This window comes from Siminovitchia sp. FSL H7-0308, assembly GCF_037980985.1.
In the GTDB taxonomy this organism is placed as follows: domain Bacteria; phylum Bacillota; class Bacilli; order Bacillales; family Bacillaceae_C; genus Siminovitchia; species Siminovitchia thermophila.
Map to the genome: position 1 here is coordinate 2986275 of NZ_CP150282.1, position 25402 is coordinate 3011676.

Below are 25402 nucleotides of genomic sequence, written 5' to 3' on the forward strand. Positions count from 1 at the left end.
TCTTGTCGCATCGGGATGTCCCCATATTCCAAACACGCCGCATTCCTCATTTAAACTTTATTCAGCAAACGCGGAATTGCTTTTTTCCATGCTTCTTCCAACGATTTGCTGTTGATTTTGATTAAAAGTTCTTTGTTCTCATTTTGAATGACAAGTTCTTCATTGCCGGTAACTTCACCAATGAATTGCGCATCTTCAACTGCTTGTTCGAACGCTGCTTGATTTTCTTTTTTCACCGACACGATAAAACGTGACTGTGTTTCCGAGAATAAAACGGTTGTTTCATCACCTGGTAATGTGATTTCTGCACCAAGTCCATCCGTTTCAAATAAACATTCTGCTAGTGCAACAGCCGCTCCGCCTTCAGAGATGTCATGAGCAGATGATACAAGTCCGCTCCTGATGGCTTCAAGTAATTGTTTCTGTCTTCTCACTTCTTTATCTAAGTCAATCTCAGGCGCTTTTCCGGAAATGTCGCCGCGAACCATTTTTTGCAGCTCGCTTCCTCCAAATTCCTGCTTTGTTTCCCCAATCATGTAGACTAAGTCGCCTTTTGCTTTGAAAGATTGTGTCGTAACATGATTAAGATCAGAGATCAAGCCGACCATACCGATGATGGGTGTCGGGTAAATCGCTTTTCCTCCTTTCTCATTGTACAGGGAGACGTTTCCACTAATAACTGGACTGTTCAAGGCGCGGCAAGCGGCACTGATTCCTTCTGCAGACTTTTCTATTTGCCAAAAAATTTCCGGTTTATCCGGGCTCCCGAAGTTCAAACCATCGGTAATGGCGAGCGGTTCCGCACCCGAGCAAACGACGTTGCGCGCCGCCTCGGCAACTGCAATTTTCCCGCCTGTTTCCGGGTCCAAATAAATGTATCGGGAATTACAGTCCGTTGAAATGGCAATGGCTTTATTCTTGCCCGGAATTCTAACGACTGCCGCATCAGATCCTGGCGTTACAACTGTATTTAATCCGACTTGATGGTCAAATTGTTCATACACCCACTGCTTGCTCGCAATTGTTGGTTGTTCCAAAAGTTTGAGCAACGTTTCCTGATAATCTGTTATGTGAATAACATCCTGCTCCATTGACTGGAATTCACGATAATAAGCTGGTTCCTCGGCCTTTTTATGATACACGGGCGCATCTTCCGCCAAAGCATCGGCAGGAACTTCAGCCACAACTGCTCCCTTATGGAAAAGACGAAGCATTTTATCATCAGTAACATGTCCAATGGACACAGCTTCAAGGTCATATTTTGCAAATAAATCAATAATCTCCTGCTCACGGCCTTTTTTAATAACGATCAACATCCGCTCCTGGGACTCTGACAACATCATTTCATAAGGTGTCATATTCTCTTCCCGCTGTGGAACAAGATCCAAGTCCATTTCAACGCCATATCCTGCTTTACTTGCCATTTCGGCAGAGGAACTGGTCAGTCCGGCCGCCCCCATATCCTGAATACCGATCAACGCATCCGAATGAATGAGCTCCAAACAGGCATCCATGAGCAGTTTCTCGGTAAACGGATCGCCGGCTTGGACCGCGGCCCGCTCTTCATCTTCCGCCTCCGACAATTCCGAAGAGGAGAATGTCGCTCCGTGAATACCGTCGCGTCCTGTTTTGGAACCAACATACATGACCGTGTTGCCCACGCCTTTGGCTTGGCCTTTTTGCATGTCTTCGTGATTCAACAAACCTACAACCATCGCATTGACGAGCGGGTTGCTCTCGTAGGACGGGTCAAACTGAATTTCACCGCCGACAGTTGGAACTCCGAGCGTGTTGCCGTAATCAGCAATTCCGGCAACAGCCTGTTCAAGCAAATAGCGAACCCTTGAAGAACTCAATTCGCCAAAGCGCAAGGAATTCATCGCCGCAATCGGGCGTGCTCCCATGGAGAAGACGTCACGCACAATGCCTCCCACACCTGTTGCAGCACCCTCGTACGGTTCAATCGCAGAAGGAGAATTGTGGCTTTCAATTTTAAATACAACCGCTTGGTTATCGCCAATATCGACGATTCCGGCGCCTTCACCCGGCCCCTGAAGGACTTGCTTGCCTTCCGTGGGGAATCTTTTTAAAACTGGTTTGGAACTTTTATAGCTGCAATGTTCGGACCACATGACGGAAAAAAGTCCGGTTTCCGTATAATTCGGGGTTCTCCCGAGCATTTTCTCCGCCCGCTCAAACTCTTCATCTGTCAATCCCATTTCTCGGTATATTTTTTCTTCCTTGATTTGTTGCGGACTAGGTTCAAGCGTTTGCGGCATGTGACTCCCTCCAGTTTCTTTCAATAGATTGAAACAATTTGACGCCATCCGTGCTTCCCAAAAGCGTATCGATCGCTCGTTCCGGATGCGGCATCAAGCCAAGGACATTACGACGTTCGTTTGTAATTCCGGCTATGCCCCCAATGCTGCCATTCGGATTTTCAGATGTATAAGTGAAGATAATTTGATTATTTTCCTTTAATTGTTTATAGATAGCTTCATCACAAAAGTACCTGCCCACTTTATGGGCAATGGGCATTTTGATTTTTTCTCCGTCCTCATATAAAGAAGTAAAACATGTATCACTATTTTGAACGAATAATTCCATCTGCTTGCAAACAAATTTCAAGGTTTCGTTTTGCAATACCGTGCCGGGAAGAAGACCTGCTTCAAGCAAAATTTGAAAACCGTTCCCAATGCCGACAACTGGCTTTCCGGCTTCAGCCGCTTTCTTCACTGCCCCCATGACAGGCTGTCTTTTGGCAATGGCTCCCGGACGAATGGCGTCTCCATACGCCGCTCCTCCCGGAAGGAGAATGGCGTCGAATGAATCAAGGTCCGTCTCATCGTGAGATACGTAAGTTGCCTTGACACCCGAAACTTGTCCAGCTGCTTCGAATGTGTCTGTTTCACAGGTCGTGCCCGGAAAAACGACAATGGCTATTTTCACTCTGCAACAACCTCCTCGATTTCAAACCGGTAGTCTTCCACTTCCGTGTTGACCAGCAAGTTGCGGCACATATCATGTACAGCTTCTTCTACGTTTTTATCCGTTTTAGCCATTGTCACTTCTATATATTTGCCAATGCGTAAGCTTTCCACTTCTGGAAATTCCGATCTTTTTAGTTCTTTCATGGCAGCGTCCCCTGCAGGGTCAATAACACTTTCCCTCAACGTTACGAATATCTTCACTTTATACATCTTTCATTTCTCCTTTCACTGGCGCAAGCCAAGTTTTTCAAAAATGGCATCAACATGCTTTAAATGATATTGGGGATCAAAGCAAGCGTCTATTTCCTCATGTCCAAGCAGCTTTTGCACTTTCTCATCTTCGGCAATCAACTTTTTAAAAGAAACTTGTTTTTCCCAGGCTTCCATCGCTTTTGGCTGAACTGTATCGTACGCTTCTTCACGGGAAAGACCCTTTTCAATTAGCGCAAGCAACACTTGCTGTGAAAAAATTAAGCCGAGTGTTTTCTCCATGTTCCTTTTCATATTTTCCGGGTAAACCGTCAAATTTTTCACAACATTGCCGAAGCGGTTTAACATGTAGTTCAAGGCAATCGTCGCATCTGGCAAAATGATTCGTTCCGCAGAAGAGTGGGAAATATCCCTTTCATGCCAAAGCGGGACATTTTCATACGCAGTCATCATGTAACCGCGAATGACCCTTGCCATTCCCGTCATATTCTCGGAAGCGATCGGATTCCGTTTATGCGGCATAGCGGAAGATCCTTTTTGTCCCTTTGCGAAAAATTCTTCCACTTCCCGTGTCTCGCTTTTTTGCAAACCGCGGATTTCAATGGCAAACTTTTCAATCGACGTGGCGATTAAAGCAAGGACACTCATGTAATGGGCGTGCCTGTCACGCTGCAACGTTTGCGTAGAAATCGGCGCCGGCTGAAGACCAAGTTTTTCACAAACATACTGCTCGACAAATGGATCAATGTTGGCGTAGGTGCCGACAGCTCCAGAAATTTTGCCAAACTCGACTCCTTTTGCTGCCGCTTGAAATCGTTCCAGATTCCGCTTCATTTCCTCATACCATAATGCGAGCTTTAATCCGAACGTTGTCGGCTCGGCATGAACTCCGTGTGTCCGTCCCATCATAACAGTATCTTTATGTTCAATCGCTTTTTCCTTGATAATGGAAATCATATTTTCCAAGTCTTTTACAATAAGACTATTCGCCTGTTTTAACAAATAAGAAAGAGCTGTGTCCACAACATCCGTTGATGTTAAACCGTAGTGAATCCATTTCCGTTCTTCCCCTAATGTTTCCGACACGGCCCTTGTAAAAGCAACGACATCATGCCTTGTTTCTTTCTCAATCTCTTTGATTCGGGCAACATCAAAAGAAGCCTTTTCCCGAATTTTTTTCACGTCTTCCCTGGGAATCTCCCCAAGTTCTGCCCATGCTTCACAAGCAAGTATTTCCACTTCCAGCCAAGCATTGTAGCGGTTCTCCTCTTTCCATACCGCTCCCATTTCAGGCCTTGTGTAACGTTCAATCATAATTTGAAGTACCTCACTTTTCCTTACATCATTTTTTCCATATGCCACTGTTCTCAAATGCTGCCAATGTATCGTCCAAATCATCGGAAAGCACGGTAATATGACCCATTTTCCGGTTCACTTTTGCTTCTGCTTTTCCGTATAAATGAACATTCCAATGAGGCTGGTTTGGAATCTGCTTGACCACGCCTTCCACATGCTGCCCGAGAATATTGATCATGACAGCCTGTTCCAAAAGCCTTGGCTTTAATAATGGCCACCCGCAAACAGCCCGAATATGCTGGGCAAACTGTGAAATATTGCATGCTTCAATCGTATAATGGCCGGAATTGTGTGGACGTGGCGCCAATTCATTTACGTATAACGCCCCATCTTTCGTTAAAAACATCTCAATTGCCAGCGTCCCGACAAGATCAAGATGCCGAGCAATTTTTTCGGCAAGTAGGACCGCCTGTTCTTCTACTGCTTCGGAAATTCTTGCAGGAACAATCGTTTCATGCAAAATGTTGTTCACATGAACATTTTCTCCTATCGGAAAACATTCAAGCTCTCCGGTTGTACTTTTGGTAATAATCATGGATATTTCTTTGTCAAACGGAATCCATGATTCCAGCACACACGGACCACTTTTCAACAACTCAGCTGCAGCGGCAATATCTTCTTCCTTTCGGAGTACATACTGTCCTTTTCCGTCATAGCCTCCGCGTGACGTCTTTAAAACAGAAGGAAAGCCGATCGTTCGGAGCTCCTTATTCAAATCTTCTTCCGTTTCGATCACGGCAAAAGGAGCGACATCCACCCCTGCCTCTGTCAATGCTCGTTTTTCCAGAATCCGGTCTTGCGTCACTTTGATGATCTCTGCTCCCTGGGGAACATAAGTCTTCTCAGTAAGCCATTTCAGCGCTTCATAGTCGACGTTTTCAAATTCATACGTAATAACATCACTAATGGCGGCCAACTTTTCCAGAGCTTGTCGGTCATCATATGATGCCACAATTTCGTCATCAGCTACTTGTCCTGTAGGTGAATCTCTCGTCGGCTCTACAACGGCAATACGGTATCCCGCCGCTTTAGCCGACATAGCCATCATCCGGCCAAGTTGTCCTCCGCCGATAATGCCGATGGTTTTTCCCGGTTCAATAAAACCCCTAAACAAGCTCATCACTGCTTTCCATTACTTTTTCTTTTAATACATTCCTTCTATTTACCAATTTTTCATAAATATCATCATTCATAGTTCCAAGTATTTGGGCTGCCAATAACCCTGCATTCGTTGCTCCAGCTTTTCCTATGGCAACGGTTGCTACTGGTACACCACCCGGCATTTGAACGATGGATAACAAAGAGTCCATCCCTTTTAACGCCTTCGATTCTACCGGTACACCAATGACCGGAAGCACCGTCTTGGCCGCCACCATCCCCGGTAAATGAGCCGCACCGCCCGCTCCGGCAATAATGACCTTCAAGCCGCGCTTCTTCGCGGTTTCAGCATACTCAAACATCAAATCAGGTGTCCGATGTGCAGAAACGACTTTTTTTTCATACGGTATTTCCAATTCATCCAAAATATCGCAGGCGTGCTTCATCGTTTCCCAATCGGATGTACTGCCCATAATAATTCCGACTTCGGCTTTCATTCAATCAAACCCTCCGTCTATTTTATAAAATAAAAGTGAAACTTCAATCAGCGGGATTTTTCTTCCATTCCTACTGATTGTTGGTTGAACCAATCGGGCTTTTACTGGCAGTTGTTCCCCCGCTTGCCATTCTCCTATGATCTAACATTCTTGAAGTTAAGGTCTTATTGCCAGTTAAAGCGGAATAAAAAAACCGGATCACTACTTTTCTGGAATAGAAAGCAGTTGATCCGGGAGTACCTTATGCATTTGAAAAAAGCATCTCAAATGCTTCCCAAATTCCACTTTCCTCATAGTCCAATTATTTACGGTAATTGGGTAGAAACTTATGGGCCTTATTCCCATGATATACGAGGCTTTTTACATATTCATCTTAACAATCGGACGAATGGATGTCAAACAATAATCGAACAATAATTAAACTTTTTTGTATAATGTTCGGATTCAGGACATCTTCTCTCCCTCAAAAATAATTTTCTGCAAAACGGGCTTATATTCAGAATCGCCATTACCTTTCCCCTCCATAAAGACCGGCTTTTCCAGCCGGCGCACCGGCCTATATCCTTCCCGTTCCATTCGGGCCAGGCAGTCATCAATCGTTTCATGTTCCTCCACAAAAAACTTCTTCTTTTGTTTGGTCATTTCTCCAGCTTTCCTCTCTTGACCGTTTTCACCCAAAATCCCCCATGAATGGCCTTCGGCTCATAGGCAATAATGAATGCTTTGGGATCTAACTCCTTAATTTGCTGATACAATTTTAATTCATATTTCCTTGGCGTCAGTACTTGAATCGCCATTCTGTCTCCTTCAAGACCCTGCGCCGCCCAACTCGTCACGCCGTAGCCTTGCTCACGGAGTAGTTTGGGCAAATCTCGATCATATTCTTTTGTAATCACATTAACGGTTATGTATCCGAGCGCAAGCTTTTCTTCAATTTTTGATCCAACAATAATCCCGATCCCATATCCTGCAGCATAGGCAAGTAAATTTTGAACTTTGTTTAAGTTATCAAGCACCAAACCTAAGCCCACCACATACACGAGTATTTCAATAACACTAATACCGGCGGCCAAATAGCGGTAACCTTTTAAAGTCAGGATCATGCGAATCGTGAAAAAAGATACGTAAACAATATTTATAACTAAAATAATAGCCAACATCATGAATCCATTTTCAAGCATGGCGCCCACTCCCTTCTCCCTTAAATCTTGTAGCAATTATAATGGGTCGTAAAATCGATTTTACATGTAATATATGCCGAGAGCAATATGTAAAAAAACATACTGATTCTCCTCGCTTACATTGATTTCTTTTCAATACTTTTTTTAAAAAACTAAAAAAGACACCCATTGATATGGATGTCCTGTTTGCCCGGCAACGTCCTGCTCTCACAAGGGGAAGCCCCTCATTACCATCGGCGCGCGAACTTAACTTCCGTGTTCGGGCTGCGGATCATGATGACCGGCGAATCTCTTCGTCATCTGCACTCGCTCGATTCTCATGGGCATTGCCCATTGCGAGTCTCTCTCCCTTGATTCCTCGATCTTCTTGGTCCTTCTGATCCTCGCTTACATTGAGTTTCTTTATATCTTTCAATACTTTTTAAATAAACTAAAATAAGACATCCATTAATATGGATGTCCTGTTTGCCCGGCAACGTCCTGCTCTCACAAGGGGAAGCCCCTCATTACCATCGGCGCTGAAGAACTTAACTTCCGTGTTCGGGATGGGAACGGGTGTTGCCTCTTCGCTATCGTCACCAGACATATGTTGTTGTGAGATTCATTCTCTCAAAACCAGGATACATGAGAAGAAGTCCGAGAATCGTTTTTGTTCAATCCAGCTCCGGACGCTATCGCTTTGCGTCACTTCGCTTCTTCTGGCAAAGTCGATTGACTTTTCCGCCAGAAGCTCCAGTGATGGACAAGCGTCCTGCGCTTTTTATATTTGATTAAGTCCTCGATCGATTAGTATCCGTCAGCTCCATGTGTCGCCACACTTCCACACCGGACCTATCTACCTGATCATCTTTCAGGGATCTTACGTTGCCTGGCAAGCCAGACAATGGGAAATCTCATCTTGAGGGGGGCTTCATGCTTAGATGCTTTCAGCACTTATCCCTTCCGCACATAGCTACCCAGCTATGCCTCTGGCGAGACAACTGGTACACCAGCGGTGCGTCCATCCCGGTCCTCTCGTACTAAGGACAGCTCCTCTCAAATTTCCTGCGCCCGCGACGGATAGGGACCGAACTGTCTCACGACGTTCTGAACCCAGCTCGCGTACCGCTTTAATGGGCGAACAGCCCAACCCTTGGGACCGACTACAGCCCCAGGATGCGATGAGCCGACATCGAGGTGCCAAACCTCCCCGTCGATGTGAACTCTTGGGGGAGATAAGCCTGTTATCCCCGGGGTAGCTTTTATCCGTTGAGCGATGGCCCTTCCATGCGGAACCACCGGATCACTAAGCCCGACTTTCGTCCCTGCTCGACTTGTAGGTCTCGCAGTCAAGCTCCCTTCTGCCTTTACACTCTGCGAATGATTTCCAACCATTCTGAGGGAACCTTTGGGCGCCTCCGTTACCTTTTAGGAGGCGACCGCCCCAGTCAAACTGCCTGCCTGACACTGTCTCCCAACCCGATCAGGGTCGCGGGTTAGACGGTCCATACAGCCAGGGTAGTATCCCACCGTTGCCTCCACGGAAGCTGGCGCTCCCGTTTCCATGGCTCCTACCTATCCTGTACAAGCTGCACAGACAGTCAATATCAAGCTACAGTAAAGCTCCACGGGGTCTTTCCGTCCTGTCGCGGGTAACCTGCATCTTCACAGGTACTATAATTTCACCGAGTCTCTCGTTGAGACAGTGCCCAGATCGTTGCGCCTTTCGTGCGGGTCGGAACTTACCCGACAAGGAATTTCGCTACCTTAGGACCGTTATAGTTACGGCCGCCGTTTACTGGGGCTTCAATTCGAAGCTTCGCCTAAGCTGACCTCTCCTCTTAACCTTCCAGCACCGGGCAGGCGTCAGCCCCTATACTTCGCCTTGCGGCTTCGCAGAGACCTGTGTTTTTGCTAAACAGTCGCCTGGGCCTATTCACTGCGGCTTCTCAGGGCTATTCACCCTAAAAAGCACCCCTTCTCCCGAAGTTACGGGGTCATTTTGCCGAGTTCCTTAACGAGAGTTCTCTCGCTCACCTTAGGATTCTCTCCTCGCCTACCTGTGTCGGTTTGCGGTACGGGCGCCTATTGCCTCGCTAGAAGCTTTTCTCGGCAGTGTGGAATCAGGAACTTCGGTACTTTTTTTCCCTCGCCATCACAGCTCAGCCTACACGGTAAGCGGATTTGCCTACTTACCGGCCTTACTGCTTGGACGCGCTTTTCCAGCTGCGCGCTTGCCTTATCCTCCTGCGTCCCTCCATCACTCAAACGGCAATGAGGCGGTACAGGAATCTCAACCTGTTATCCATCGCCTACGCCTTTCGGCCTCGGCTTAGGTCCCGACTTACCCTGAGCGGACGAGCCTTCCTCAGGAAACCTTAGGCTTTCGGTGGAAGGGATTCTCACCCTTCTTTCGCTACTCATACCGGCATTCTCACTTCCAAGCACTCCACCGCCTCTTTCAAGACGACTTCGCCGCGCTTGGAACGCTCTCCTACCATTGCTATTGCAATCCACAGCTTCGGTGATACGTTTAGCCCCGGTACATTTTCGGCGCAGAGTCACTCGACCAGTGAGCTATTACGCACTCTTTGAATGGTGGCTGCTTCTAAGCCAACATCCTGGTTGTCTAAGCAACTCCACATCCTTTTCCACTTAACGTATACTTGGGGACCTTAGCTGGTGGTCTGGGTTGTTTCCCTCTCGACTACGGATCTTATCACTCGCAGTCTGACTCCCAAGGATAAGTATTTGGCATTCGGAGTTTGTCTGAAGTCGGTAACCCGATGAGGGCCCCTCGTCCAAACAGTGCTCTACCTCCAATACTCTCACCTTGAGGCTAGCCCTAAAGCTATTTCGGAGAGAACCAGCTATCTCCAGGTTCGATTGGAATTTCACCCCTACCCACACCTCATCCCCGCATTTTTCAACATACGTGGGTTCGGGCCTCCAGTCAGTGTTACCTGACCTTCACCCTGGACATGGGTAGATCACCTGGTTTCGGGTCTGCGACCTCATACTCTTGCGCCCTATTCAGACTCGCTTTCGCTGCGGCTCCGTCTTTTCAACTTAACCTTGCATGAAATCGCAACTCGCCGGTTCATTCTACAAAAGGCACGCCATCACACTTATTGTGCTCTGACTACTTGTAGGCACACGGTTTCAGGTTCTATTTCACTCCCCTCCCGGGGTGCTTTTCACCTTTCCCTCACGGTACTGGTTCACTATCGGTCACTAGGGAGTATTTAGCCTTGGGAGATGGTCCTCCCGGATTCCGACGGGATTTCTCGTGTCCCGCCGTACTCAGGATCCACTCGGGAGGGAACGACGTTTCAACTACAGGGCTGTTACCTTCTTTGGCCGGCCTTTCCAGGCCGCTTCGTCTACGCCGTTCCTTTGTCACTCCACTTTGAGTGTCCTACAACCCCGAAAGGCAAGCCTTTCGGTTTGGGCTCTTCCCGTTTCGCTCGCCGCTACTGGGGGAATCGATTTTTCTTTCTCTTCCTCCGGGTACTTAGATGTTTCAGTTCCCCGGGTATGCCTTCCATTCCCTATGGATTCAGAAATGGATACTGCCTCATTATTGGCAGTGGGTTTCCCCATTCGGAAATCTCCGGATCAGCTTGCTTACAGCTCCCCGAAGCATATCGGTGTTCGTCCCGTCCTTCATCGGCTCCTAGTGCCAAGGCATTCACCGTGCGCCCTTATTAACTTAATCTTTTTCGGTCAACGATTAGCATCGAATCTCTGTGTCAGCTCCCTCATTCACGTCATCACGCACTCGTAGTGCGCTCTGGTGCTCATTCGGTCGCTTCCTTGATCTTCTCGCTTCTCGTTGCCCTTTGGTTTTTGCTCAAAAATAAGCAACGCTCGTTTTTTCGAACTGCTTGCTTCTTTTCGCCTAACCTAAAGGTTTTACACTTCTTATGGTTGCTCCATAATGGATCATCCATAAAGTGAACGATTCTCGGTTTGTTTCTTCTCATGTTATCCGGTTTTCAAAGAACGAAGCTGCTGACTTCCATCACGTCATGTGATTGATCAGCGCCTATGCTTCATGCAGCTTTGCGACGAGGTGAAGTTCCTCGAACACGCTGTGCCGCAAGTGAGCACATGTTTTGAGAGTTGTTTGACCTCTCAAAACTAAACGAAACGAAAGCGTCAATGTTGTATCTATTGGAAATGTTCAGTTGCGGCTCCTGCCGAGCAGTCGCCTCCACATTTCAATTATCCTTAGAAAGGAGGTGATCCAGCCGCACCTTCCGATACGGCTACCTTGTTACGACTTCACCCCAATCATCTGTCCCACCTTCGGCGGCTGGCTCCAAATGGTTACCCCACCGACTTCGGGTGTTACAAACTCTCGTGGTGTGACGGGCGGTGTGTACAAGGCCCGGGAACGTATTCACCGCGGCATGCTGATCCGCGATTACTAGCGATTCCGGCTTCATGCAGGCGAGTTGCAGCCTGCAATCCGAACTGAGAATGGTTTTATGGGATTCGCTCCACCTCGCGGTCTCGCGGCCCTTTGTACCATCCATTGTAGCACGTGTGTAGCCCAGGTCATAAGGGGCATGATGATTTGACGTCATCCCCACCTTCCTCCGGTTTGTCACCGGCAGTCACCTTAGAGTGCCCAACTTAATGCTGGCAACTAAGATCAAGGGTTGCGCTCGTTGCGGGACTTAACCCAACATCTCACGACACGAGCTGACGACAACCATGCACCACCTGTCACCGATGTCCCCGAAGGGAAAACTTTATCTCTAAAGCGGGCATCGGGATGTCAAGACCTGGTAAGGTTCTTCGCGTTGCTTCGAATTAAACCACATGCTCCACCGCTTGTGCGGGCCCCCGTCAATTCCTTTGAGTTTCAGCCTTGCGGCCGTACTCCCCAGGCGGAGTGCTTAATGCGTTTGCTGCAGCACTAAGGGGCGGAAACCCCCTAACACTTAGCACTCATCGTTTACGGCGTGGACTACCAGGGTATCTAATCCTGTTCGCTACCCACGCTTTCGCGCCTCAGCGTCAGTTACAGACCAGAGAGCCGCCTTCGCCACTGGTGTTCCTCCACATCTCTACGCATTTCACCGCTACACGTGGAATTCCGCTCTCCTCTTCTGCACTCAAGCCTCCCAGTTTCCAATGACCCTCCACGGTTGAGCCGTGGGCTTTCACATCAGACTTAAGAAGCCGCCTGCGCGCGCTTTACGCCCAATAATTCCGGACAACGCTTGCCACCTACGTATTACCGCGGCTGCTGGCACGTAGTTAGCCGTGGCTTTCTGGTCAGGTACCGTCAACGCACCGGCAGTTACTCCGATGCGGGTTCTTCCCTGATAACAGAGTTTTACGATCCGAAGACCTTCATCACTCACGCGGCGTTGCTCCGTCAGACTTGCGTCCATTGCGGAAGATTCCCTACTGCTGCCTCCCGTAGGAGTCTGGGCCGTGTCTCAGTCCCAGTGTGGCCGATCACCCTCTCAGGTCGGCTACGCATCGTTGCCTTGGTAGGCCGTTACCCCACCAACTAGCTAATGCGCCGCGGGCCCATCTGTAAGTGACAGCAGAGCCGTCTTTTATCCTTTCTCCATGCGGAAAAAGAAATTATCCGGTATTAGCCCCGGTTTCCCGGAGTTATCCCAGTCTTACAGGCAGGTTGCCCACGTGTTACTCACCCGTCCGCCGCTGACTAAAAAGGAGCAAGCTCCTATTAGTCCGCTCGACTTGCATGTATTAGGCACGCCGCCAGCGTTCGTCCTGAGCCAGGATCAAACTCTCATGTAAAGTTTGGTTAGCTCATAATTAAAGCTGACTAATCAATTATTGATTGACGTTTCGTTTCGTTCAGTTTTCAAAGATCAAACTTTCGTTTGCCGCTCAAGAGGCGACTTTATTAATATAACACGCATATAAAATGCTGTCAACTCATTTTGAAATTCTTTTTTTGAGTTCACCGGATTGCTCCAGCAGAGTTATAGTACCACCGTTGTCTGTCTTGGTCAATATATTTTTTTAATAGACAAAACTTCTCCCTTATCAAACCGCGCATTCCACGTTTCCATGTTGACAAGAGGGTGACTTCACTTCAAACTGATGCACGTTTTAAATTTTGGAAAGGTGTTGCCCTGCCACCTTTTTGATTCAATGCGTATTATCTTCCCCATGACAACGGCGGATAAGCATTTTCCCCACTAATCCTGTTAATGGCGTACGTGTCAAGATCTTCTCGAATCATTATAGACGCGTTTGATTCGCTAACGCGCTATCGCTTGCTGGCCGCCATTTAGATGTAGGATTTATGAAAGTTCGTGAAAATACCTTTTCCAATTTGCTTATCGAAGATAGATCAGTCTACTATAAATAAATTGTACCTTGTTTTGCCCTCATTGATGGACACGCCATTTAATGAAGGAATGCGAACATCCTAAGGGCTTGATATTTCCTTTTGCTTACTTCTACGCTGTTCATTCAAATATGCGCGTCGCAAGGTCATGTTTAGGTTTAGTTGCTTGACTTTTATCATGACTTCCCTTCTTTGGCACTCTAATATATTTTCTTTTCTTCATGCGGGAGGTGATATGGGGGGCCGTTTGGATTCCATATCGCCAATGGTTCGGAAGTTCTGTCACTTTGTTCCTCCAGTCAAAAATTCTCTTCCCGTACAACAACGGTAAATATCGAGAAACTTCCATAAACAGTTACCAAAAAGATGGGATTTGCCAAAACTGCTTTTACAGTTTTTCAACGAAAGAAGAATTTTTTCCATAAATCAAAGAATGTTCAAAAAAACGAAGGCGGAATGTCAACCATTTTTCTCCTCAAACCTCTACATCTGATATTTTAAAGAAGGTGATGGTGCATTTTTCTTCTGGAAGCAGTTTCGGGATTTTTTCTTTCCATCAATTGAAAAAGCTCATGCTTCGTTCATTGTCTGCAGGAGGTGTCAGGTCATACGTCTAACCACATCCCGTATGCATAAGCATTCCTCACCCTTACGGTTCTTAAGCAGTCAAATTCGATATTGAAAAAAACATCATAATTTGTCAAAATGAAGAAACAAACAATACAGTAGGAGAAACCAGGTATGCTAGTTAATGAACATGTTTCCCCGTACATCTCATTCACACGTGAAGAGTGGCGGCAATTACGAAATTCGACCCCGCTTCCGCTGTCTGAGGACGAGCTCGTGAAGCTCAAGGGAATTAACGAACAAATCTCATTGGAAGACGTATCGGAAATTTATTTGCCTCTGTCAAGATTGTTAAACCTTTACGTTGCTAGCAGTCAAGATACGTACCGAGTAACGAAAACATTTTTACGACATCCGACGGAGAAGGTGCCGTACATCATCGGCATTGCCGGAAGTGTAGCTGTTGGAAAAAGCACGACTGCCCGCATTTTACAAGCGCTGCTTTCGCGCTGGCCGAATACACCTAAAGTCGATCTCGTAACGACGGACGGCTTCTTATATCCGAACCGCATCTTGGAAGAGCGCGGTTTAATGAAACGCAAAGGCTTTCCGGAAAGCTACAACATACGACGCCTGATTCGATTTTTGGCTGACGTTAAATCGGGACGCCCTGAAGTAGCGGCTCCGGTTTATTCACACATGGCGTACGATATTGTACCGGGTCAAGTACAAACGATTCGCAAACCGGATATTGTCATCGTCGAAGGGCTTAACGTACTGCAAACAGGCGAATCCGAACAACGAAACGGCAAGTACATTCCTAAGCTGTTTGTGTCGGACCTTTTTGACTTCTCCATTTATGTCGATGCTGATGAAGACGATATCGCCCGTTGGTATGTCGAACGGTTTAAAGTGCTGCAACGAACGGCGTTTAGCAACCCGAACTCTTATTTCCACCATTACGCATCCCTTGAAGACGAAGAAGCTACAGAAACGGCGCTGAGGATCTGGAGGGAAATCAACGGGCTTAACCTAGTCTCTAACATCTTGCCAACCAAACAGCGCGCGCAATTGATTTTGGAAAAAGGACCGAACCATTCCGTGCAAGGAGTCAAGCTGCGAAAACTTTAATATGAACTTTTGTAAAGCTCTCGTAAAAATAGGCGGTCGGAACGGACATGCGCTTGTCTTATCATTTTCCGGATTCTTCCAACCTTCTAAATAATCATGCGACTTGCTACTTCTTTTCATCCGTAAATATACGACACCAACTAAAACGATTTTCATAACATAGAACGCCCATGGTAACCACTATATTTTGTACAAAAGAATGAACAATAATTAACTGGTTTCAAAGTGAATGGAATGATTAACAGTTAAATGAAGTGAAATGCGATCTTACTTATTTTGATCACTTTTGACAGTTCATTGATCTGTATATAAGGAACGATTCACATATATTTGTATTTTATCATTCAGCATTTTTTTATAATTAAGTCGTTAAAAGGCAGTGATAAAAACGTTGGCGGGATGAAATGATGTAACCCGCCTCTACATTGAATTGACAAAGTGTCAGTTGTTGTATATACTCGCCATTAGAGAGGTGATTGTGTGCGAGATGTCAAAGATCCGGAAGTTCGCAGGGCCGAAATCATGGAAGCTGCATTACACCTATTTGTTAAAAAAGGATATTTAAAAACTACAACACAAGATATTATAACCAAAGCCAATATCTCTCGAGGCTTGCTATACTACCACTTCAAAGACAAAGAAGATATACTGTATTGTTTAGTGGAACGATATTCCGAACCAATGATAGAACGATTGTTTAAAATCACCTATGACGACAAATCGGCCATCGAAAAGATTCGCTCCTTTATAGAAGCTACTCTCATACAGCCAAACAGCGCAACTCCTGACATGATTGCATTGCAAAACAGTGTTGATTTGAACCAAAATCGCTATTTAATGGATCGTTTCGCTCATAAAGTTTCTGAGAAACTCACCACTTATTTGGGGCATATTATGGAGCAAGGTATCTCGGAAGGCGTTTTTCATGTAGCCCGGCCGTTGGAAACAGCTTCTTTTCTCATCAACGGTTATGTATTCGTTTCTATTGATACAAGTACGTTGTCGAACGAAAAAAAACTGCTTTATTATGAAGCATACAAAAGTTTACTCGAGCGCGCCTTAGGCACTACAACAACGATCTTTTAACTGGTGTATGAAGCTTGGCGATATTCTCATACGATAAAACGTTATATTTTGCAGTCATTTCGAAAACCAATGGTGTTTTACCATTGGGTATTCTTTACCAGTCAACTGACAAATTGTCAGTAAGAAAGGAGCACGATTTATGCCTATTTTAGAAATCAACCAGCTCACGAAGGTCTATAAAAACAATAAGAAAGCCGTTGATCAATTAACACTATCTGTCGAAAAGGGAGATATTTTTGGATTTATCGGTGGCAATGGCTCAGGAAAAACAACTACCATAAAAGCAGTCGTCGGCATTCACCATTTTGACCAAGGAGAAATCCTCATCGATGGCCATTGCATTCAAAAAGACCCGTTGACTTGCAAATCCAAAATGGCGTATATTCCCGATCAGACAAATTTATATGAACATCTGACTGGATACCAGTATATTCATTTCATTGCGGACCTATATCACGTTCCAACCGCTAAGCGGAAACAAGCGATTAAAAAATATAGTGATTTATTTGAAATGACGCCAAACCTTGGGAATGTTATCTCTTCCTATTCGCATGGGATGAGGCGAAGAACTGCTATTATTGCTGCTTTGGTTCATGCACCCAAACTCTTCATTTTAGATGAGCCATTTATTGGGCTTGATCCGAAAGCTTCTTATTTATTAAAACAGGCGATGCAGGAATGTGCTTCAAACGGTGGCGCTATTTTCTTTTCAACGCATGTTCTCGATGTGGCAGAAAAACTATGTAACAAAATTGCCATCATTCATAACGGCAAGTTGATAGCAAGTGGTCCTACTGAAGCTGTTAAAGGCAATCGATCGTTGGAAGATTTTTTTATGGAGGTACAGAGCCCATGAGTAGAGCCTATCTGCTGCTCCGAACCCAAATCACGAACTATTTGGCGCTTAATGAGATCAAGCAATCTGGAACGAAAAAGAAAACAATGGTCATTACCGCTGTTGGTGTCATCACATTTGTGCTTTTGTTTTGTATCTATAATTGGTTGACAGCACTCGCCCTCGTCCAACTCGGAAAGCAGGATTTAATACCTGCTTATATGGTTTCGATAGCGAGCTTTGCTATTTTTATTTTAACCGTGCTTCGTTCCAATGGCATTTTATTCGGAAGTCGTGATTTAGATATGTTGTTAGCATTACCTGTCAAATTCAGTGAAATCATAACCAGTAAATTTTTATTGATGTATCTCCTTCATTTCGTGGTTGCTTTTGTATTTATGGCTTCAGGTGGCATTGTATGGATGATGCACACACCTTTAGACATGTTGCAAACGGTGCTTTATGTTATTTCCATATTTTTTGTTCCAATCATTCCAATGTGCATCGCTTCTTTGCTTGGATTATGCATCGTATACATCGCTTCTTATTTTAAAAATAGCAACATGTTCTCCCTGATATTTTCCTTTGTCGCACTTGGCGTAGTAGGATATGGGGCGGTCTTTATTTTGCAATCGGAAGCAGGGATTGCAAATGTTGGAGCTATGCTAGCGGGACAAATTACTAAACTGTACCCTCCTGCCATTTTATTTCTAGATGACGCGCGCTTTCACGTATCGATTCGTTTAGGAATCTTTATCGCCCTATCGACTGCTGTCTTCTACCTTTTTATCCATTTTGTCTCCATGAGGTACAGTGCACTTAACGACCTGGCAAGCACATCATCAAAATATAGGGCTAAGCAGAAAAACGTGATTAAACAAAGATCTCCATTCGTTGCACTTTATCACAAAGATTTCTCGCTATTTTTCAGTTCTTATACAGCCGTACTAAATGCTGGGCTTGGAGTGATCCTATTGTCTCTTTTTAGCATTTTTCTGTTGCTCCTATCTCCAGAGCAGTTAGGAAAATTTATCGGTATGGATCATATCCATCGTTTTCTCCCGACATATGCTCCGGTGCTTATTTCCGCTATGCTCTCCTTAAGTTGCCCGGCTGCATTCTTTATTTCATTGGAAGGTAAACATATTTGGATCGTACAAAGTTCACCCATCTCCACCAAATAGATTTTAAATAGTAAACTGGCGGTTAATTTAACATTACATGCTGTTGCCTATTGTCTCGTGATTATAGCTATGATGACACGTATACAAATGAATACATTACAAACTGTGAGCACATTGCTTATTCCGATCGCCTATTCGCTATTTTCAGTTATCCTCGGTCTTTTTCTCAATAAAAAGCATCCGAACTTCACTTGGGATAATGAAATGATCATTGTAAAGCAAAGCCTTCCGGTGATTGCGTCTAGTTTAATCAGCATGGCAGCAGTCGCTCTGCCTGTTCTGCTTCATTGGTTTGTATCTTTTCCACTCCTCCCTCTGTTATGGGGAGTAGCGATTGTGATTACCATCGCATCAACCTTCATGTATCAAACAGCTTGTCGCTCAGCAGTTATTTAATAAAAGGTTGGGATATAAGATGACATTAAAAGATATCATCGTTTTTATACTAATTGCTGCCGTTATATTTGTTATTTGCTTGTTTTTACCTGAAGCCATTCCCATTCATTTTAACGCACAAGGAAAAGCGGATATCATTGTGAATAAGTATTTTTTACTCCTTGGCTCCGTTATTCCATACTCTATTTATTGGCGGTTTTTTCGAAATGACAACGGATCAAAAGAGTGACATCTTCTACAGTAAAAGGCTCCATAAGTGTTCCAAGTATATGTTTAATGGCTCTTTTCTCGAAGATGGTGGCTTTTGAACATATAAAGTGAAACTTCATAATGAGGATAGAGCATAAGCGTCCTTTGCTGTTTGAAGGCAGAGGATAAAAAAGTATATTAATTAAAGAAAGTAGCTGTATTAACTGCAACTTTGGCAATAGGTGGAATTGTATTTATTAGTCGTCGTCTTGCAGATTCATCAGAACTTAATGTTGATTATGAACGAACTAACGACTTCAATGGATAGTTTGGGAATCCAAAGCTAGCATGGATAGCAGAAGTTTGCGGAGCTAGTGAATTAAACGATTAGACATAGGCACAAATATGGCATAACAGATTGATAAAAGAGATAAAAAGAAGAATAATGGCGATATAGAGATATGTTAACTACATAAATCAATGAACACGATTTAAATCTGTCATAATTTACTAAGCATTTGATCATTATCATTTTCGGGAGGGCATATTTTCAATATGAAAAAAACACTTGGATTATTAATTACTTGCATTTGGGCAACATTATTCTTCTACTTTTATAATATGTTTATGCCTAAAGGAATTTTATATTTATTAGTTGCTATTCCTACTATATACATTACAACATTTTTTATTTTAAGAAAATCTGGATTTAAGATGTAGTTCGGGATCTACGTCCCTACTTCTAAATGAAAGACTCATACGAATCTTAATAAAACACCCCAGAAATGAACTGCCGACCAACCTGAAAATTCAAAGGACGGTAAACAACCCGTAAAACCTGATAACAAAGTCGGTAAAATTCCTGATAAAGCAAGTGATGACAAATCGGCCGTAAGGATGATCATAAAAAGATGGTTGACCATACGAATCATAAAGGTACAGGAGGAAAACAGCTGCCCAATACCGCAACATCAATCTATATGACATTATTAATTGACAGCTTACTAGTTATCACCGGCAGCTATCCTCATATATAGAAGATATAAATCAAAAATGACAAGGACACCTTAAATGAATTATATGTTAGCCGGTTTACTTTTTTTAGAGTAGCCACGTTCTTCTATTCAATAAGAGTCTCCCGAAGACAGAACCATGGGGAAGGAGCGTGTCCAGGATGAACAGTCCATCTCACCCTTTAACATGGCCTCAAACATGGGGCCAAATTTTAACGTTTTTTTTGATTTAAAAATACAAAAAAGAAATCTATTATTAAAATGACTAACCAAATAACAATAATGGTTATATTCACTTCACTAAAATAAACCCATATTTTGTTCGATTTGAAAATATGCTGTATGTTCTCAAGGCTTTTAGGTACTTTCTCCAATCTGATAAAGATATTTAGAACAATATGCCCCACTATAAATGTTATCAAATGCACAAAAAATTTTTGTTTATTATCCATTAAAATCACCTCATAAACATCTTGACATTCACGTTGACGTGAATGTCAAGATGTTTATGAGGAGGAGATTATTTTGTATACAATCTCAGAAGTAAGCAAAAGATTTAATATTTCGCAGCGAACATTGAGGTATTACCATGAGATTGGTTTGCTTCTACCCAATGTTGATCCAATGACAAACTACAGATATTATAACAATGCTCATTTAATTGATTTGCAAATTATTCTAAATTTTAAAAAAATGGGCATGAGTCTCGATCAAATCAAAATAATGTTAGAAAATATTCATTCTGAGAATACAAATAAGCATCTGGAAAATGCGATTGATTTAGAAATTTCAGTTATAGAGGAAGAAATGGATAAATTAATGAATAGAAAGAACAATCTATTAAGACTAAAAAATGGGATAGAAATAAACCCTAAAATGATGTCTCTTGATATTCATAGACTTCTCGAATATATAACACATAATGACATAGATAAAGATAACACTTTTTCATCAGATGATTTTAGCTTAGAAGAAATAGAAATATTAAAGAATCTCCCTAATTTAGATAATCCTGTTGACATTCATTCAGATATGAAAGAACTTCTACAAATGATCCGGCGCGGTATGGAAAAATCAAATGATTTGCTAGAACAACAAATATATGCAAAATACATTCAGGTCGTTCCACCATTATTTAATGGTGACCGTCATTTAGAAAAAAAGTACTTCGATATATTAGAAGAAAGCTTGTTAAAAGAGCCGAAAGTCATTCCTTTTAATCAAACATTTTTTAATTATATGAATCAAATATTATTGAAATTTGATGATTGGAGGAGTTGAAATGCTCATTTTAACTCTCATTATTATATGTGAAATCTTATTCTGGGTCTTTGCAATTCTGGGTGTCTTTTTCAGATCAATCATTAAAAATGCTAAGCTTGGGAACTTTTTCCTAATACTAATTCCAATAGACGATTTGCTATTAATTATTTTTAATATTGTCTCCCTATTAATGGGTGAACCTTTTTCTTATAGTCATAGTTTGTCTGGTATTTATTTAGGTGTAACAATAGCATTTGGAAAAACGATTATTAAATGGTTGGATAATAAAATGAATAGAGTTAAAACAAACAAGAAAAAAGATTACCACTATGAAATGTTTCACTTTAAAAAATGGCTACTTGCTGTACTCATTTATCTAATTGTTATGGGCGTTTTTTATATGATACTTACTATGACTGGAGAATCACATAACACCTTCGAAGCATTACCTGGATTCATTATTGTGAGTGTTATTTGGTATGTAACAGGACCCCTATGGGTGAAAAAAGAACATTAGAATTCTACATTTTTTCGATGTACTGTAAAAAAGAGTTAGAAGTTACCATTTTTCTTACTACCCATTATTTAGAAAAAGCTGATATGTTAAGCGACACAATATGTTTTATCAAGACGGTAAAAAAGTACTTCAAGATTCGCCAGCAAATCTTAAACGTTTTACAAGAAAAATTATAATCAGAATTATTGTTACTGTTATTCAAGATTCTGGAAAACTTGAAGAACTGTTACTTCCAAAAGACTATGTCGAATATGTTACTGTTAAGGATCGTTCCGATGATAGCCAACTAAATTTTTCAGATTTAAATTATTATGTACTTCGTCCAAAGATAAGTTTTGAGTTGAATAGAAATTATCGAACCTACTCTTGATGATATATTGAGATTATTGGTGAAAGGAGAAATTAGCTATGGAAGTACTTAATATCTTTAGGAAAAATGTAAAGTGGCGTTTTCAAAATCCAGCCACGTCTGTGGATTGGAATGAAATCCTATTTGTATCAATTCTGCTACTTGTAGTTGGACTTTTATGCTTCAAATTATCTGTTCATATGTTGAATATGGAAAGAAACATTACAATCTGTCGTCCAAACTAATTTTGTGATGAGCTATAATGGTATCCCTACACAAAAGCATACATTATTGCATGCCATTACATGCTACTGAATTTAATAGTGCATCTAAGCAATCTTTGAAATCTCTTCTAGAGAATAACCTTTTATGATAGAATTTACAGCGGGAGTAAAACGAGAATGAAATATATTCATTAGTGTTCACTCCCTACATTTCGTTAGCGTAATTTACACTTTATTGTGAATAATTCAGTATTCAAGCTATAGTTTATGTATTTTCAACCCAAAAACTTTTAATTATTTTCGCCATACCTTCAGGATTATCTACATTTGCTTCATGACCAGCGTTTTGAATAAATTTCAACTTTGCATCCATTATTAGATTGCTTAATTGTTTTGCTGCTTTTCGATTTGGCTTATCTTTTTCCCCGCATAGAATAAGTGTTTTACAGGATATTTCTGATAGCCTCATGCTGAAATCTAATTCTTTCATAGATTTCATTAATTGGATTGCATCCTTTTTGGGTAATCCCATTTTTTTAAATACGGAATTTGGTAGCACTTGAAAAATTACGTTTTGTACAGAAAGAAGAAACTGGGGCATTTTATATTGTGTATTTATTAAAATAAGGGAATTTACCTTCTCTGGACGATCCAATGCATAGTTTAAAGATAGAATTGCACCTAACGAAAGACCACCTAAATCAATAGAGCCATCTTGGTTTTCGCAATAATCAAAAAAGTTATGGTACAAATTACGATAATCAATTTTTCCTGCTTCAATAAATTGAAACAAGTCAGGTGAAACTATCTTTTCGGAATCTATTTTCATGTAGTCTATGACTTTTTGCCAGCTGGTAGCATTTTGACCAAGTCCATGGACCAACATATAAGTCATCATTGCATCCCCTTCTACTTTATGGATTAAACTGTTTTTATTATATCTTAAGTAATATTGAAAAACAAAAATGAAAGATTTAATACTAATCTAAAGAAACGTATTACAAACTTGCAACTGCTACCAATTAACATGTTGAATGAAAAATTACCCGACGGAAAATTTAATGTCATATCTTAAAGTTTTATGAAGTTCTTGAAAATCCAGATAAGTACGGATTGACGCAATTAGAAAAAAAGCAGCTCCCTCATTTGAATGATGTAGTTCTTCGTGACATTTTATTACCACAAAAACAGGATAAAGTTAAATAAGTTTTTTAATACATGAAGCGAGCTAGCCAGGTGATTTCGACTAACTCGCTTTTGCACTTATTGAATACCTCGTCATTCGTTGCTTCACGACATGTCGTTCTTCAACAGGAATCCGCACAATGAGCATCCAATCGTTTAGCAGCTAAAAATACTGCTTAGCTCTACACATACAGCAAAAACGTCGGGTTACGTTCGGCACTAGTCGAAGCTCCTCTTCTCCCGCAACACCTCCTGCACAGCCGAGCCCTCAAATGGAGTGCGCACCAAAAGGAAGCTCATTCATTAGTAAAGCAGCGATACGTGGCGTGGCAATGCCTGTACTTGAGACGAAAAAATCCCGTCCATTTCGGAAGGGACTCTTCATTTTACAAACTCCGACAATTGCTTCTTTAGCAAGGACAACAACATGTTCACAATAATGCGGATTGTGTTCTTCGAAAGTATGGATTCAAAAGGCAGACCATTCTAAAGGCATGCAGACGTCTCTAGTATCTATTTTTCCATTTCGAAAGAACTTTAAGTATTTTTCTTTCTGGCTTTTCAATTTTTTGTGCAGTTTATGACCTGACTTGTTAAAGAATGAACCGAAACAACTTTAGACATTTTTCACCTCCCGCAGTTGAAGGTAATTCCAACGATTTAAGGCGATACATGATTGTATTCCAATTCATTCAATAATAGCTAAGCAAAGTTGGCGTAAACTATCTGTAAATTGGATGTCTTGTTCCTTCAAGCGCTTTTTCGGTCCTGGTAAACGCCCGCCAGCACGACGAATTTTTTGAGCCTGATGCCGAGCATAAAGCAGCTGATCAATATTTTCTTCTGTATATAATTGTCCATTTTGGTTGATGGCATATGCCTGTTTGGCTAAAGCCATAGCTGCCAATCCATAATCTTGTGTCACAACAATATCACCGCGTTTTACGCGATTAATTAAAACGAAATCCACTGCGTCTGCCCCTTTTGAAACGATGATCGTACTCGCTCCATCTCGGTGGATTTCATGTGCAGTATCACAAATAATGACGCATTGTATGTCGAGCTCTTGGCATACAGCAATGGTTTCATTTACAACCGGGCATCCGTCTGCATCGATAAAAACAGTTGTCACATGAACACCTCCATTTACGACTTGAAATACTTCAACGCTTCGCGACGGCATCTCATGTAAGCTTCCATCGAATTTCCGAGCTCAACATTCCGCTGCTCTTCAGATAGATCAAGTAGAGCAGGCGTTGACCATTGTTTTTTCATAGCTGCTTCTCCTTACAGACCGTAATGCCTAAAGTGTATCATAGTGGTAAATCATTGCACATTGCAATTCAATGTATGTCATACTTGAACTAGTAAAAAAGAGGTGAGTTGAAAAATGAATGAAAGCTATTTTGTCGGGTGGGGGACATTGGCGCTCATTAATGCCGGAATCGCTCAAGGAAAAAACCGGAGTGGTTTAAACTGGTTTTTACTATCACTACTATTAGGGCCGTTCGCCACTTTATGCTTGGTAATCGCAGAAAAGAAATAGCCGACCTCAACATGGTCGGTTATCAATCCTGACAAATGTCTTTCAAACTTATCGTGCGATCATGATTCTATGCGACAGGATGTTTGAGCTTCTGCAAGAATATGGAGCAATTTTCTTTTATCGCATTTCACCGAGACATTATGGGAGCTTGCGGGAGAGGGCCGGTACCGGAAACATGATGAGAAACAGGTCCTTCAAAGCGAATTGTTTGAGGGGGATCGTAAGGAGTGGCCAGTTACCGGAAAAAACATTTGACTGCG

The 25402-nt window shown here is 42.7% G+C and carries 21 protein-coding genes, 3 rRNA genes and 1 riboswitch; of the genes, 10 read left to right on the top strand and 14 right to left on the bottom strand.

Features of this window, described 5'->3' with window-relative positions:
* Window positions 1-50 precede the first annotated feature (50 nt).
* The 11 genes from purL to MHB50_RS14245 all read right to left on the bottom strand — a co-directional run bounded on the left by purL (window position 51) and on the right by MHB50_RS14245 (window position 13098).
* On the bottom strand, window positions 51-2279 hold the full coding sequence (purL, locus tag MHB50_RS14195) for a phosphoribosylformylglycinamidine synthase subunit PurL (RefSeq protein WP_340083979.1): 2229 nt from the start codon (window positions 2277-2279) through the stop codon (window positions 51-53).
* The gene (gene purQ, locus MHB50_RS14200) at window positions 2263-2949 is read right to left on the bottom strand and encodes a phosphoribosylformylglycinamidine synthase subunit PurQ (RefSeq protein ID WP_077110017.1); all 687 of its coding nucleotides are present in this window, start codon (window positions 2947-2949) and stop codon (window positions 2263-2265) included. Before purQ ends, purL begins: the two co-directional genes overlap by 17 nt.
* On the bottom strand, window positions 2946-3200 hold the full coding sequence (gene purS / locus MHB50_RS14205) for a phosphoribosylformylglycinamidine synthase subunit PurS (RefSeq protein ID WP_340083980.1): 255 nt from the start codon (window positions 3198-3200) through the stop codon (window positions 2946-2948). Before purS ends, purQ begins: the two co-directional genes overlap by 4 nt.
* 15 nt (window positions 3201-3215) lie before the next feature.
* Complete coding sequence (purB, locus tag MHB50_RS14210) at window positions 3216-4514, bottom strand: adenylosuccinate lyase (RefSeq protein WP_340083982.1); 1299 nt, start codon at window positions 4512-4514, stop codon at window positions 3216-3218.
* Between the two features lie 28 nt (window positions 4515-4542).
* Window positions 4543-5676, bottom strand: a complete 1134-nt coding sequence (purK, locus tag MHB50_RS14215; protein WP_340083983.1) for a 5-(carboxyamino)imidazole ribonucleotide synthase — start codon at window positions 5674-5676, stop codon at window positions 4543-4545.
* Window positions 5663-6151 carry a 5-(carboxyamino)imidazole ribonucleotide mutase gene (gene purE / locus MHB50_RS14220; RefSeq protein WP_077110014.1) on the bottom strand — a complete coding sequence of 163 codons (489 nt, stop codon included), beginning with the start codon at window positions 6149-6151 and terminating at the stop codon, window positions 5663-5665. Before purE ends, purK begins: the two co-directional genes overlap by 14 nt.
* A 273-nt stretch (window positions 6152-6424) precedes the next feature.
* A riboswitch (purine riboswitch) is annotated at window positions 6425-6525 on the bottom strand.
* A 70-nt stretch (window positions 6526-6595) separates the two neighbouring features.
* Window positions 6596-6793 carry an NETI motif-containing protein gene (locus tag MHB50_RS14225; RefSeq protein WP_339164415.1) on the bottom strand — a complete coding sequence of 66 codons (198 nt, stop codon included), beginning with the start codon at window positions 6791-6793 and terminating at the stop codon, window positions 6596-6598.
* Entirely contained in the window at window positions 6790-7332 is a 543-nt protein-coding gene (locus tag MHB50_RS14230; RefSeq protein ID WP_077110070.1) for a DUF5698 domain-containing protein, read from the bottom strand. Before MHB50_RS14230 ends, MHB50_RS14225 begins: the two co-directional genes overlap by 4 nt.
* 467 nt (window positions 7333-7799) lie before the next feature.
* Window positions 7800-7915, bottom strand: a 5S ribosomal RNA gene (gene rrf, locus MHB50_RS14235).
* Window positions 7916-8098: 183 nt separating this feature from the next.
* A 23S ribosomal RNA gene (locus MHB50_RS14240) occupies window positions 8099-11029 on the bottom strand.
* Window positions 11030-11548: 519 nt separating this feature from the next.
* Window positions 11549-13098, bottom strand: a 16S ribosomal RNA gene (locus MHB50_RS14245).
* Together the 16S, 23S and 5S rRNA genes form the textbook arrangement of a ribosomal RNA operon.
* Window positions 13099-14398: 1300 nt before the next feature.
* Here MHB50_RS14245 and coaA point away from each other — a divergent pair.
* The 9 genes from coaA (at window position 14399) to MHB50_RS14290 (ending at window position 22208) form a co-directional block, all read left to right on the top strand.
* Window positions 14399-15355, top strand: coding sequence for a type I pantothenate kinase (gene coaA, locus MHB50_RS14250; protein ID WP_339164417.1), 957 nt, complete (start codon window positions 14399-14401; stop codon window positions 15353-15355).
* Between the two features lie 480 nt (window positions 15356-15835).
* Window positions 15836-16441, top strand: coding sequence for a TetR/AcrR family transcriptional regulator (locus MHB50_RS14255; protein ID WP_340083985.1), 606 nt, complete (start codon window positions 15836-15838; stop codon window positions 16439-16441).
* A gap of 145 nt (window positions 16442-16586) precedes the next feature.
* Window positions 16587-17297 (top strand): ABC transporter ATP-binding protein, encoded by a 711-nt coding sequence (locus MHB50_RS14260; protein WP_340085345.1) that lies wholly within the window; start codon window positions 16587-16589, stop codon window positions 17295-17297.
* The gene (locus MHB50_RS14265) at window positions 17294-18460 is read left to right on the top strand and encodes a hypothetical protein (protein WP_340083986.1); all 1167 of its coding nucleotides are present in this window, start codon (window positions 17294-17296) and stop codon (window positions 18458-18460) included. Before MHB50_RS14260 ends, MHB50_RS14265 begins: the two co-directional genes overlap by 4 nt.
* An 87-nt stretch (window positions 18461-18547) precedes the next feature.
* On the top strand, window positions 18548-18856 hold the full coding sequence (locus MHB50_RS14270) for a hypothetical protein (RefSeq protein ID WP_340083989.1): 309 nt from the start codon (window positions 18548-18550) through the stop codon (window positions 18854-18856).
* A 19-nt stretch (window positions 18857-18875) separates the two neighbouring features.
* Window positions 18876-19085, top strand: a complete 210-nt coding sequence (locus MHB50_RS14275; RefSeq protein WP_077113027.1) for a DUF1648 domain-containing protein — start codon at window positions 18876-18878, stop codon at window positions 19083-19085.
* Between the two features lie 1498 nt (window positions 19086-20583).
* A complete protein-coding gene (locus MHB50_RS14280; RefSeq protein ID WP_340083991.1) occupies window positions 20584-21339 on the top strand; it encodes a MerR family transcriptional regulator in 756 nt (251 codons plus the stop codon).
* A gap of 1 nt (window position 21340) precedes the next feature.
* Window positions 21341-21838 (top strand): hypothetical protein, encoded by a 498-nt coding sequence (locus MHB50_RS14285; RefSeq protein WP_340083993.1) that lies wholly within the window; start codon window positions 21341-21343, stop codon window positions 21836-21838.
* 100 nt (window positions 21839-21938) lie between these two features.
* Window positions 21939-22208 (top strand): hypothetical protein, encoded by a 270-nt coding sequence (locus tag MHB50_RS14290; protein WP_340083995.1) that lies wholly within the window; start codon window positions 21939-21941, stop codon window positions 22206-22208.
* A 468-nt stretch (window positions 22209-22676) separates the two neighbouring features.
* Here MHB50_RS14290 and MHB50_RS14295 read toward each other — a convergent pair whose 3' ends face one another.
* The 3 genes from MHB50_RS14295 to MHB50_RS14305 form a co-directional block, all read right to left on the bottom strand.
* Window positions 22677-23309 (bottom strand): alpha/beta fold hydrolase, encoded by a 633-nt coding sequence (locus tag MHB50_RS14295; protein ID WP_340083997.1) that lies wholly within the window; start codon window positions 23307-23309, stop codon window positions 22677-22679.
* Between the two features lie 975 nt (window positions 23310-24284).
* Entirely contained in the window at window positions 24285-24728 is a 444-nt protein-coding gene (locus MHB50_RS14300) for a YaiI/YqxD family protein (protein ID WP_077113020.1), read from the bottom strand.
* Between the two features lie 14 nt (window positions 24729-24742).
* Entirely contained in the window at window positions 24743-24871 is a 129-nt protein-coding gene (locus MHB50_RS14305) for a hypothetical protein (RefSeq protein ID WP_340083999.1), read from the bottom strand.
* A gap of 115 nt (window positions 24872-24986) precedes the next feature.
* Here MHB50_RS14305 and MHB50_RS14310 point away from each other — a divergent pair, with 115 nt between their 5' ends.
* Window positions 24987-25142, top strand: a complete 156-nt coding sequence (locus MHB50_RS14310) for a hypothetical protein (protein WP_171973967.1) — start codon at window positions 24987-24989, stop codon at window positions 25140-25142.
* Window positions 25143-25402 lie beyond the last annotated feature (260 nt).

Bases quoted from the DNA above. Each gene is read 5' to 3' on its own strand.
- MHB50_RS14225 (WP_339164415.1), bottom strand. From the start codon at position 6,793: ATGACCAAACAAAAGAAGAAGTTTTTTGTGGAGGAACATGAAACGATT.
- MHB50_RS14305 (WP_340083999.1), bottom strand. From the start codon at position 24,871: ATGAAAAAACAATGGTCAACGCCTGCTCTACTTGATCTATCTGAAGAG.
- purB (WP_340083982.1), bottom strand. From the start codon at position 4,514: ATGATTGAACGTTACACAAGGCCTGAAATGGGAGCGGTATGGAAAGAG.
- MHB50_RS14295 (WP_340083997.1), bottom strand. From the start codon at position 23,309: ATGATGACTTATATGTTGGTCCATGGACTTGGTCAAAATGCTACCAGC.
- MHB50_RS14275 (WP_077113027.1), top strand. From the start codon at position 18,876: ATGACATTAAAAGATATCATCGTTTTTATACTAATTGCTGCCGTTATA.
- MHB50_RS14270 (WP_340083989.1), top strand. From the start codon at position 18,548: ATGAATACATTACAAACTGTGAGCACATTGCTTATTCCGATCGCCTAT.
- purE (WP_077110014.1), bottom strand. From the start codon at position 6,151: ATGAAAGCCGAAGTCGGAATTATTATGGGCAGTACATCCGATTGGGAA.
- MHB50_RS14265 (WP_340083986.1), top strand. From the start codon at position 17,294: ATGAGTAGAGCCTATCTGCTGCTCCGAACCCAAATCACGAACTATTTG.
- MHB50_RS14290 (WP_340083995.1), top strand. From the start codon at position 21,939: ATGTTTTATCAAGACGGTAAAAAAGTACTTCAAGATTCGCCAGCAAAT.
- purL (WP_340083979.1), bottom strand. From the start codon at position 2,279: ATGCCGCAAACGCTTGAACCTAGTCCGCAACAAATCAAGGAAGAAAAA.
- purK (WP_340083983.1), bottom strand. From the start codon at position 5,676: ATGAGCTTGTTTAGGGGTTTTATTGAACCGGGAAAAACCATCGGCATT.
- MHB50_RS14310 (WP_171973967.1), top strand. From the start codon at position 24,987: ATGAATGAAAGCTATTTTGTCGGGTGGGGGACATTGGCGCTCATTAAT.
- purS (WP_340083980.1), bottom strand. From the start codon at position 3,200: ATGTATAAAGTGAAGATATTCGTAACGTTGAGGGAAAGTGTTATTGAC.
- MHB50_RS14230 (WP_077110070.1), bottom strand. From the start codon at position 7,332: ATGCTTGAAAATGGATTCATGATGTTGGCTATTATTTTAGTTATAAAT.
- coaA (WP_339164417.1), top strand. From the start codon at position 14,399: ATGCTAGTTAATGAACATGTTTCCCCGTACATCTCATTCACACGTGAA.
- MHB50_RS14285 (WP_340083993.1), top strand. From the start codon at position 21,341: ATGCTCATTTTAACTCTCATTATTATATGTGAAATCTTATTCTGGGTC.